Source organism: Candidatus Bathyarchaeota archaeon, assembly GCA_029882535.1.
Classification (GTDB): Archaea; Thermoproteota; Bathyarchaeia; order Bathyarchaeales; family SOJC01; genus JAOUKM01.
Map to the genome: position 1 here is coordinate 75,487 of JAOUKM010000002.1, position 11,999 is coordinate 87,485.

Annotated in this window: 6 protein-coding genes; 1 reads left to right on the plus strand and 5 read right to left on the minus strand. The window is 44.6% G+C overall.

Going from position 1 to position 11,999, the window contains the following annotated elements; genetic code table 11:
* Nucleotide 1: 1 nt before the first annotated feature.
* Nucleotides 2-2,509 (plus strand): hydrogenase iron-sulfur subunit, encoded by a 2,508-nt coding sequence (locus tag OEX01_01300; GenBank protein MDH5447629.1) that lies wholly within the window; start codon nucleotides 2-4, stop codon nucleotides 2,507-2,509.
* 229 nt (nucleotides 2,510-2,738) lie between these two features.
* On the opposite strand, the gene OEX01_01305 is transcribed toward OEX01_01300, so the two are convergent.
* The 5 genes from OEX01_01305 to OEX01_01325 form a co-directional block, all read right to left on the minus strand.
* Nucleotides 2,739-3,176: a NusA-like transcription termination signal-binding factor gene (locus tag OEX01_01305; GenBank protein MDH5447630.1), complete on the minus strand. Its 438-nt coding sequence runs from the start codon at nucleotides 3,174-3,176 to the stop codon at nucleotides 2,739-2,741.
* A 1-nt stretch (nucleotide 3,177) separates the two neighbouring features.
* Nucleotides 3,178-3,525, minus strand: a complete 348-nt coding sequence (locus OEX01_01310) for a 50S ribosomal protein L30e (GenBank protein MDH5447631.1) — start codon at nucleotides 3,523-3,525, stop codon at nucleotides 3,178-3,180.
* Complete coding sequence (locus OEX01_01315; protein MDH5447632.1) at nucleotides 3,525-7,346, minus strand: DNA-directed RNA polymerase subunit A'; 3,822 nt, start codon at nucleotides 7,344-7,346, stop codon at nucleotides 3,525-3,527. Before OEX01_01315 ends, OEX01_01310 begins: the two co-directional genes overlap by 1 nt.
* A 1-nt stretch (nucleotide 7,347) precedes the next feature.
* The gene (locus OEX01_01320) at nucleotides 7,348-10,710 is read right to left on the minus strand and encodes a DNA-directed RNA polymerase subunit B (GenBank protein ID MDH5447633.1); all 3,363 of its coding nucleotides are present in this window, start codon (nucleotides 10,708-10,710) and stop codon (nucleotides 7,348-7,350) included.
* A 437-nt stretch (nucleotides 10,711-11,147) separates the two neighbouring features.
* Entirely contained in the window at nucleotides 11,148-11,807 is a 660-nt protein-coding gene (locus tag OEX01_01325; protein MDH5447634.1) for an MBL fold metallo-hydrolase, read from the minus strand.
* Nucleotides 11,808-11,999 lie beyond the last annotated feature (192 nt).

Below are 11,999 nucleotides of genomic sequence, written 5' to 3' on the forward strand. Positions count from 1 at the left end.
ATTGACAAAAGGGTCTCTTCAAACCACTGAAGAGCCGCGAATCGGCGTATTCATCTGCTATTGCGGACTCAACATCGGTGCCGTAGTAGACGTAGAGGACGTTGCAGATTATGCACGCTCTCTGCCGAATGTGGTTTACGTGAAAACCAACCGCTACACTTGTGCTGACCCTGGACAAGAAGAGATTAGAAAAGGAATAAAAGAATACAACCTCAACCGAGTGGTTGTAGCTGCCTGTTCTCCACGGATGCATGAGCCCACGTTTCGCCGAACCGTTTCAGAAGCTGACTTGAACTCTTTTCTTTTTGAGATGGCGAACATCCGCGAATTCTCTTCATGGTGTCATCCCAGCACACCAAAAGAAGCCACGGAAAAAGCTAAAGAAATTGTAAAGATGGCTGTTGCTAAAGTTAGACTGCTAAAACCGCTTGACGTCATCGAAGTTCCAGTCACTAATAAGGCGTTGGTGGTGGGAGGTGGGGTTGCAGGTGCAAGTGCAGCGTTGTCACTTGCAAACATGGGATACAAAGTGTACTTGGTTGACAGAGCTGAAAGCATTGGTGGTCACATGGCGCAGCTGGGTAAAACGTTTCCTCTGTTTGAGTGTTCAAATTGTCCACAACAGAATCGTTGTCCAAGGTTCTCTTGTGTTGCCACGAGAATAGGAGACGTTGCCAATCACCCAAGCATCCAGTTACTGACCTATTCTGAGGTTAAAGAGGTTGAAGGCGTCATCGGAAGCTACAAGGTCAGGGTTGTTAAGAAACCCCGATTTGTTGACGAGTCAAAGTGTGTGGGATACTGTAACATTTGCGTAGAAAAGTGCCCTGTTGAAGTGCCTAGTGAATTTGACGCAGGGATGCGCATGCGAAAGGCGATTTACATGCCATTCGATCAAGCTGTACCTCTGGTTCACACGATTGATAAAGAAAACTGTCTCTACTTCAAAGACGGTAGCTGCACCGAATGCAAAAACGTGTGCGAAGTAGACGCGGTAGATTTTAATCAAGAGCCAGAAGAGATCACGTTTGAAGTAGGCACCATCATAGTTGCGACAGGATTCGACGTTTACGAGCCTTACGACTTAGAAGAGTATGGATATGGGAAATTTAGGAATGTGGTAACTGGGCTTCAGCTCGAACGAATGTTGCATACTGGTACTCAAATTACCGGCGAGCTTGTAAAACCCTCAGACGGCAAAAGACCCAACAGCCTAACTTTCGTTCAGTGTGTTGGTTCGCGGGACGTTGGCAAGTATGAGTATTGTTCAGGCTTCTGCTGCATGCTAACATTGAAAAGTGCTGTGTTGCTCAAAGAAAAATATGGCAACGGCTTTCAGATTAACGTGCTCCACACGGATATGCGTGCTAATAAGAAAGGCTACGAAGAGCTTTTCAGAAGAGCCCAAGATATGGGAATCAACTTCATACGAGCAAAGCTTACCAATAGAAAGGTCGTTGAAAACTCCGAAACAGAAAGCTTAACCGTGTATGCAGAAACAGAAGACAATAGTCCAGCAGAGATAAAGACCGACATGGTGGTGTTGGCGACAGCGGCGATTCCGAGTAAAGGTTCAGAAGACACAGCGAGAATCTTCAACATTTCTCGAGGAGCTGACGGCTTCTTCATGGAAAGCCATCCTAAATTGAAGCCTTTAGACACGCCAGTGGATGGCACTTTCTTAGCGGGTGCTTGTCAAGGTCCCAAAGACGTCCCATATAGTGTCTCGCAAGGGAGCGGAGCTGCAGCGCGAGCCGCAACCATCCTTTCGAAGGAAAAATGGAAGATAGAACCCATCGTTGCAGTGGTAGACCCTGAAAAATGCAGAAATACAAAGATAAAATGTGGTATTTGCGCCGAACGATGTCCTTACGGAGCCATAGAAGCTCCCGAAAACCAACCTGCAAAAGTAATAACAGCTATGTGTCACGGCTGCGGCACTTGCGTGGCTGAGTGTCCTGCAGACGCTATTACGCAGAGACATTTCACAGATGATCAGATTTTTGCTCAAATAAGATCGGCGTTGGAGGAGGAGCCGGAAGGCAAGATTCTTGGTTTCTTGTGTAACTGGTGCTGTTACGCAGGCGCAGACTTGGCGGGTACAAGCCGCTTCGAATATCCACCTCTTCTTAGGCCTATTCGCGTGATGTGTTCGGGTCGCGTGGACAGAGATTTCGTGTTAGAAGCCTTTAGACAGGGGGCTGGTATGGTTTTAATCGGTGCGTGTCACTTGCCCTATGACTGTCATTATATTAGCGGTAATGAGAGAATGAAAGCCCGTATGGATGCTTTGGCCCCTATGTTGCAAAAGCTTGGCTTAAGCCCTCAACGTTTCCGGGTGGAGTATGTTTCGGCTGCTGAAGGACTCAAGTTTGCAGAGCTAATGAAGGAAATGGCTGCACAGATGAAAGAGTTGGGACCAGAAAAGATTAAGGCAGAAAATGCGAAGCTGAAGCCAATCTTGGATAGAATGCTAGCTAAGAAACAGCAAAAAGCAAAACAACAATGATCTTTCTGTAAATCCTTCTTCTGTTTCAGATATTCATGAAAGAAGCCTAATGTATTGGGGTGCACTTCTCTACGTAGCTAGGATCAAAGGCGCTCTCAGAATCGGTGAAGACACAAAAATGTTGCTGCTCTTAAGAGACGCAGCAAAAATACCGTAATATCCCCTCTCTTTATTTTTCAAAAACGCTCAAGGACAACAAGATTTTTCCTGTTTCTTTCTCCTTCAAAAATTAGGTTATTGACACATTTTGAATTTGAAAATATCGTTTTGCCAAGAAACGTATTCGCTCGGCGTTCCTTCCATTTTTTCCAATAGCAACACCTTTATCCCTCGGGTCAACTGCCACAACCGCGATAGATTTTCCATCAGGTTTCTCTGTTATCCTAATCTCCGTCACATGAGCCGGCCTTAACGCGTTTTTAATAAATTGAGAGGGTACATCTGAATATTCGATAATTTCGTGTTTTTTGCCTGTCATGCGTTCTAGAAGATGAATGTTTTTGCCGCCTTTACCTATGGCCATGCCTATATGTCCTTCTTTCACGATGAAGATTGCACGACTTGCATCCTCATCAATAATGCAGTCTTTAACTGCAGCACCGGTGATGCTTTCGAAAAGAGCGATGAAACGCATTTCTTTACTGGTCAACTTTATTCCGCTGGCCATTCTAGGACTCCTCAACATTCTCTCCAGTAATATCTTGCTCTGTTTCAGGCTTCTCAGCCCACTTCAAGATGTCAGAATCACCAGGTTCCTTCACAGTTAGGGTTGCAACAGCAAATCGTTTCCCACAAACCATGCCTAAATCAATTCTGTTGCCCTTATAAGTTACAACTGGGATTTGAGATAGTTTTCCGTAATACTCAAGGTCTTCGTGAATCTGGGGTGGATTGTTGGAAGCCACAACGATAATTCTAGCCTTACCAGTTTTTGCACTTCTTACGGCTTCGTTTGCTCCAAAAACTACTTTGCCCGTCCTGACAGCAGCTGCAATAGCCTTGTCCACATCAATCATTAACTTTTCCTCTGCTTGTCGGTCAACGTAGACATGTATAGGTTCACGAGTCCAGTGCCAATGGGTATGGATTGCCCTACTATAACGTTTTCGGTTACGCCTTTCAATGGATCAACTTTACCTTTAATTGCTGCGTCAACAATGTTAGGAACTGTGATTTCAAAGGCTGAACGAGCCAAGACGCTAGATTTGGCTCCACTGATACCATGGCGACCAATTTGTCTCACTTCACCTGTGGCTGTCATGATGTCTGCAACCAGCATTATATGTCGGATGTCTACATCTAAGCCTTGCTCTTCCAATACGCCGAGTGCTTCTTTAACAAGTGAGTTGCGGGCTGCTTCGATACCTAAGGTTTTCGCAATTTCGTGGACGTGGTTTGTTGTAGTTCTAGTTGGGTCGATGTTAATAGTTTCAAGAACCGTTGGCAAGTTCGACCCATCAGTTCTAATAACCCATTCTCCCTTCTCTTCAGTAACTAAAACACGTTTAACGCCTGAAGCCCCTTTGACACGCTGAGAGATAACTTTGTTCAACAATTTCTTACGATCCTCGGGCTTCTTTGGCTTTACATAAATCTTGTTGCCTCGTGCTTTTATAGCCCATCTTGGAAGTTGCAATGCATCCGTCAATCCCTTCACCGATACGTCTCTATTCTTCATCAAAGTGCTGTCGAAGTCAATAACGATCTCTTCATGTTTAGGATTGTCATAAACCGACTTTGCAATGTCTTCGACAGTTGTGTAAATGATGTTGCGGGCGACTTCGGTGGCTTTTTCCTTTTTCTTTTGATTCTTTCTATTAAGATAAATGGACATAATCGGCGTAGACGGGATTCGTCTAGCATCTACAATTTCAATGAGACGTGGCAAACCCAGAGTAACGTTCTGCTCTCTTACACCTGCATAGTGAAAAGTACGCAAAGTCATCTGTGTGCCTGGTTCGCCAATTGATTGTGCTGCCACGATCCCCACAGCTTCTCCTGGCTCGACTAGAGCGTTTTTGTAATGTTTTAGTGTCAATTCAATAGTTTGATCAACACCTTTCTTGTTCAGTTTTGCCTTCTTCAATTCTAGCTTCAATTTGTCTATCAATATTGGTGTAAGCTCATATTCCACATCTTTTATTTCCTTTTCAATGTATTCTGCAGATGCAGGTTTGCCACCCCCCTTCACAATACTAATCTGATTAACAAGTCTGCTGACGTTCACTGCTTTTCCATGATCGCTTTTTGCAGGGTCCACTCCATCCTCTCCATAGCGAAACTGTACGATATCACCTACAGAATTACGAACTGTTCCGTCATATTCCACACGTAAATGTTCAAGTGCATTGACCAACCTCCTTTGCATATAACCGCTTTGTTGCGTTCGCACTGCTGTATCCACCAAGCCTTCGCGGCCTCCCATGGCATGGAAAAAGTATTCTACGGGGTCAAGACCTGATTGATAGGAGGATTGAACGAAGCCTCTTGCTTTTGGGGAGGGATCACCTGGTTCAAAGTGGGGCAGCGCTCGTTGTACATAACCTCGCATGATGCGTTTTCCTCGGACAGCTTGCTGGCCGACGCTGGCTGTCATTTGACCTATGTTTAGGTTAGAGCCTCGTGCTCCAGTTCTTGTCATAATTATGCCTGCGTTTTCAAGAGTGAAATCCTTATCAGCGATTTTTCCAGCGTCGTCCCTTGCGTTCGCAAGCTCATTCATGACGTAGATTTCGAATGAATCTTGAAGGGACTGCCCTGGGAGTCTTTGAAGCGTTCCTTCCCTGTAAGCTGCAATTAGCTTTTGAACGTTTTTCTCATATTTTCCCAAAGCCTTGGCAATCTTGTTTTGTGCTTTTGGGGATAGTTCTAGTTCATCAAAAGAGTATGTAAAACCACGAATAGACATGAAGAGCTTTAGCAATTGACAGATTTTGTTCAAAAATTCTCGGCCTCTTTTACTGCCGTAGTCTTTGATTATGCGGTGAAGGATACTTTCTGACTGTTCTGCACCTATGGAGCGTCTGTCGATGACGCCTGATTTCAAGACACCGTTCTTAATGACAACAAAAGCGTCGTAGGGACAATTCTCTTTGAGGCATTTCGTGCAACTTTGACAGATGGTAGCTTTCAACGAGTAGTTAAAATCTTTTGGTAAGAAGAGGCTGAATATTTGTTTTCCTGTCCACATGGGTTTTGGTCTTTTCACCTCAGGTTTTGGTAAGGAGTCTTCATAGCCAGCTTCAGACAGTAATCTACAAACTTCTTCTTTGGTAAGGAAAGTGGATTTTTTGGTGAGAAGGTAGGCGGAGGTTATGAAGTCTCGAATCGCACCTATTATGGGTCCTCCGAATCTAGGGGAAAGTATTTGATCTTGGACTTGCATCAGCAGTAATGCTTCTGTTTGTGCTTCTTCGCTTTGGGGCACGTGGAGGTTCATTTCATCTCCGTCAAAGTCAGCGTTGTAAGGTGGGCAAACACAGAGATGCAAACGGAATGTTTTGTATGGCAGGACCTTAACGTAATGTGCCATAATTGACATGCGGTGGAGAGATGGTTGACGGTTGAAAATCGCAATGTCACCGTCTTTAAGATGACGCTCCACGATGATACCAGGTTCTATCGCCTCAGCAACCTTTTCTCGGTCAACCACGAATTCTAAACGAATTCGTTTACCATCAGGTCTAACCACGTACAAGGCGCCTGGATAATTGCTCGGGCCATTCTTAACAAAGGCTTGTGTTTCTGCAAGATTCCACTCGGTGACTCTTTCAGGAACAGAAAGCTTCATAGCAATACTTAGAGGGACTCCTACTTCGCTAATATCTATGTTAGGATCGGGAGAAATGACGGATCTAGCAGAAAAGTCTACTCGTTTCCCAGAAAGATTGCTTCTAAAGCGTCCTTCTTTTCCTTTAAGACGCTGAGACAACGTTTTCAATGCCCTTCCAGAACGATGCCTAGCCGGGGGAATCCCCGAGGCTTCATTGTTAAAGTATGTTGTTACGTGATATTGCAGCAGTTCTGATAAGTCTTGGATAATAAGTGTCGGTGCTCCTGCTTCCATGTTTTCCTTTAGACGCTGGTTAATCCGTATAATGTCTACAAGCTTGTGGGTCAGATCGTCTTCGGAGCGGATTCCAGACTCCAAGGTAATTGATGGTCTAACGTAAACTGGTGGAACTGGAAGACCCTGCAGAACCATCCACTCGGGTCTTGCGGTTTTAGGATTGAAACCAAAAAGTTCCAAATCTTCGTCAGGGATTCGTTCAAGTCTCTCGCGAATCATACTTGCAGTTAGTTGATACGAACCTTCACCAGACACCTCTTCGCGGAAGCGAGTTGGTTTCTCAAAAACTATCTTATATTGGGGTGTACCACAGTGCTGGCATTCCTTTGATTTTGCATCCTTTAAGATTTTTTTATAGATATTATCTGGCACTTCTCCAAGAAGCTCAAAGGTATGTTGAATTCGCTTTTTGGTTTTGTCGACTTGTTCATCTGATAATGTTACGCGTCCACATTTTCTGCATGTAGCGCTTAAGAGGTTATGGATGATTTTTGAGAATATAATATGGACTATGGGAACTGCCAGTTCAATATGACCAAAATGACCAGGACAACGGATGGCTGTGTTACCACATGTTTTACATCTTTGCCTAGGCTCAAGTGTGCCTAATCTGCCATCCATCAAACCTGAAGTTATTGGAGCACCGTCTTCGTCGTAGGTGTCTGCTGTTTGTATCTCGGCGACAGAAAGTCTTCTCAACTCCTGAGGCGAGAATAATCCAAATTGAAGCTTATCAATTACTTTGTGAGAAATTTCTTCAAGTGCCATTCTAAGCCCGCTCCTTCAGTTTTAGAGGAGGCGCAACACAAAGGCTCATCAGTTCCTGCAACAAAAGCTTGAAAGCGTAAGAGATAACTACTGGAGAAATCTGTGCGTTTTCTTCGCATATGCGGCAAACATATGAGCGTTGTTTTATGTCATAATAAGCTATGTAGCCACAGTTTTCGCAAACATATAGAAGGTATTTGTCTGATTCTTCGAGAAGTCGGTCTTGCAAAAGCATCGCCGCACCATGACCGATCAAACAGTCTCGCTCCATCTCGCCAAACCTTAATCCGCCGCCTCTTGCCCTACCTTCAGTAGGCTGCCGCGTTAACATCTGCACTTGTCCACGTGCTCTAGCATGAATCTTGTCAGAGACCATGTGGTGAAGTTTCTGATAGTAAACTACCCCTACGAAAATATCTGCGACAAATTTTTCACCCGTTACACCGCTATAGAGAACCTCTCTTCCAGTGTGGCTGAAGCCGCATTTGATTAATGTCTGTTTTATGTCACTGGATTTTTCGTTAATGAATGGTGTTCCATCAGCAAGTTTTCCACGGGCTGCAGCCATTTTTCCAGCCATAGATTCCAGAAATTGGCCGATGGTCATTCGCGAAGGAATAGCATGGGGGTTTATGACTATGTCGGGAACGATGCCCGATTCGGTGAAGGGAAGGTCTTCTTGAGGTATGATCATTCCGACGACGCCTTTTTGTCCATGGCGTGAGGCAAATTTGTCGCCTAACTCTGGAATACGTTGGTCACGTACTTTGACTTTGACGAGTTTACTTCCTTCCTTAGATTCTGTGATAAAAACGGCGTCAACGGCGCCGGTTTCTGATTGTCTTACGTCCACAGAGGTGTCGCGCATTGAGGGGCCTTTCACTTCAAATTCCTTGTATTCCTCGAGGAATCTAGGTGGGCTTGTTCTTCCTATGAGGACATCGCCGCCAACCGCGTCTGCTTCAAGGCTTACAATGCCGTCAGGCTCAAGTAAGCGATAGTATTGTTCGCCTCTGAAGCCTCTTATACCTGCTTCAGGAGTAATAAATCGGTCTTTTAATCCTCCTAAGTATTGGCGGCATTCAGCTTCGTAAATTCGATAAAAGGTAGAACGGCACAAGCCGCGTTCTATTGACGCTTTGTTGAAGATGAGGGCGTCTTCCATGTTGTATCCTTCATAAGATATTACTGCAACTAAGCAGTTTTGTCCTGAAGGTCTTTGGTTGTAGCCTAAAATTTCCATAGGTTTCGTCTTGACGAGGGGAACTTGAGGGTAATGCAAGATGTGGGAGCGAGAGTCTGCACGATGACCAAAGTTAGTTGCGTAGACGCCAAGGGCTTGTTTTGCCATGGCTGCTTCGTACGAGTTTCGAGGTGACTGATTGTGTTCCGGATAAGGTATTAGGGAGGCGCATATGCCGAGGATCGTATAGGATGACAGCTCTACGTGGGTGTGTTTAGGCGATATTTCGTCGAAGCTTAGAGCTACATAGATGTTTTCTTCTTCTTCTGCGTCGATATACTCTATGATTGCGTTTTTGACAAGGTCTTCCCATGACCATTCGCCGGAGCGGATTTTATCAATTTGTTCTGGCTGAAGTTTGGAGACGCCGTTTTCGACTATTATAAGTGGTCGTCGAACTCGGCCTTCGCCACAATTAATGTAAACTTCTTCTCTTCTGTCTACAGTTTTGAAGTGGGCGACGTTTATTTCCGAAGGAGTTTCTCCTCTTCTGCGTTTGTTTCTTAACTCGTAGACGAGTTCTGCGGGGTAGGGGTGGTATCCTATTATAGATCCGTTTATGAAGATTTTCGCGCCTGAAAGGCGGAGTTCTCTGTTTGCGTCTTGGGCTGGAATGACGCCCATATTGTAAATAACGCGCCTTACTTTTTCAGGGCTTACAGCTACGGATATGCATCCGGAAAGGGCGAGGTTTTTCACTAGGCCGCAATTTGAGCCCTCGGGTGTTTCGTTTGGGCATAGGCGTCCCCAGTGTGTTGGGTGCAAGTCGCGGGCTTCAAAGTTTGGTTGGCTACGGCTCAGGGGTGACTGTAGTCTACGTAGATGGCTAAGAGTTGAAATGACATTTGTTCTGTCGAGGAGTTGTGTTATGCCTACTCTTCCTCTACCCCAATTGCCCGTTGCCAATGCATGCCGAAGCCTGTCTGAAACTATGCCAGGGCGTACAGCAGCGGAAACGGTAATCATTTGTCGTTTGAATCCCATTCTTTCCAGTTGGTATTTTATGTCTCTACATAAGTTTCTGAAGGCGATGCGGAAAAGATCTGCAAGGAGTGGCCCGGCGAGTTTTAGTCTTTTGTTTTTAAAGTGGTCTTTGTCGTCGGTTGTGCGTTTTCGAAGTTTTAGTTCTATTACGCGGCAAGCCATTTCGCCGAGAAAGATGGCTTTGTCTTTGCGTTTTTCGGGGGTGCGTTCTAGATGGGGGAGAAAGTTTCTGTCTAAAATGTTCTGGGCTCTTTGAATGCGGTATTCCAATACTTGTCCGTATGCTACGCGGTTGCCTATGTATTCAAGGGCTTCTTTAATGGTTTCTATTCCTATGGCTTTTTCGAAGGAAAGTTCAAGCATGTTTTGCATGGAATGCTCGGGTGAGACTGCTTCAGCTATTTCTTTGTCGGATTCTAATCCGAGGGCTCTCATCACTACTATGAAGGGAATTTCTGATGGGACGCCGGGGATCGTGACATAAATAGCGCCATCTGATTTTAGGCGTAATTCTATTCTTGCTCTGAAGCCTACGGTTGTGGAAAAGATTTTCGCTTGGTAAACTGGGTGTGCGCCTCTAGTGTCGATGTCTACGAGTATTCGATTTGGCGCCAAGTCTTCAAGGGCAACGGTTACACGTTCTGAACCGTTTATAAGGAAGTATCCACCTGGGTCGTTTGGGTCTTCGCCGTAAAGTATTAGTTCATCTGGCTGTAGTTGTGAGAGGACGCATAGTTTTGATTTGAGCATTACGGGGATGTTGCCTATTAAGACGAGTTCTGTGTCCTGTTCTCTTCCGTCAATTATTGGGGTCATTTCGATAGCTATAGGCGCAACGTAGGAGAGGTTGCGGAATCTTGCCTCCATGGGGAAGATTTCGTGTTTTGTGCCGTCAACTTCGGTTACGTAGGGGCCGCTTATGCGGGTTTGTGGGTCAATTATCCATGCTTGGCCCAGTTTTATTTTGTAGGGAGTTTCTGGGAGTTCAATTTTTATTTCGCCGGCTTCGTCTATCATTTGTTGTAGTCCATGGTCGATGAATTCGTTGTAGGAGTCTAAGTGCTGTCTGACTAGTCCTTTTTCTTTGAAGAAGGATTTTTGGAGAAGTAAGAATTCGTCTTGGGTGATTTCTGACATTTTTAGTTTGCCTCCAAAAAACTGTCGTTTAACTTAGATTGAAGGGGAGGTCTTTTAGGGAGCTTTTTTTCCAAACTGGGAATTTCCTCCAACGGGGCTGGGTATCATCCAACCCGAAAAGGCGGGTCTCCTTATATTTTTTGTGGTGGTTTTTGGAGCTAAAGCCATAAAGTCATAGTTGTCGCTAATAAACCTTACCACGAAGGGATACTGTAAACTTATTTGCCCCAAGCTTTACGTCCATACTCGCCATTTCCGCTCGTATTTTCCATTTAATGCCTCACAGGCCTCATGAACTTGTAGTTCAGTCAACCAAAAATTGTTCGCAAAAAATAACTTCCCCTTCCCACCTACCCCACTTCTCTCACATTCAGAATTCTAACAGCCACCTATTAGAAATATATAATACAGAGCCTAGTCTAGAGAGCAATACACACTCACCCCAAAAGCGAAACATCAAAACCCTTCTGCAAAAACGGGTTACTCCTCTTTTCCTCACCAATCGTAGACTCAAAACCATGACCTGGATAAACAACAAGCCTATCTGGCAAAACAGCCAACTTCTCCCGCAAAGACCGCATAATCTCCTTACCAGAACCGCCAGGCAAATCCACACGGCCAATCGAACCCGCAAACAATGTATCACCAGTAAAAACACAATCCTCACCAACAAGCGAAATGCTTCCGAAACTATGCCCCGGCGTATGCAAAACCCGCAAAACAACCTCCCCAAACCTAACCACATCACCATCATCTAAAAAGCCATCAGCAGCAGGCGACGAAACGTGAAATCCAAATAATGCAGTTAATTCTTTTCCCCCCTTACCCAACATATCCGCATCCAGTTTATGAATCAAAATAGGCGCACCAGTCACACTCTTGACAATACCATTACCACAGGTATGATCAGGATGCCCATGTGTATCAACAATGAACTTAACCTCCAATACATTTTCTTTTAAAACATCTAAAACCTTTCCAGCTTCGCTTTGACGATTAAAACCCGGATCAATCACTATCGCCTCTCTAGTCTTGCTGCACCAAGCCACATAGCAATTCGTAAACAACGAACCCACAGTCAACATCTTCAAATTCATCTGAAACCTTCCAACAACCAAAACGTAGTTTAGCTTTTAAGAATTTACCTCTGTGAAAAAGGGAGAAGGTAACCAGATTCGGATTCCGAGTCATCGATAAATGATTAATATGAAAAACTCAGTCTTTACAAGTGAGGTAAGATAGAATGGCTAAAAAGATAGTTATTAAAGCTTTGCTTGTTCATGAATCTA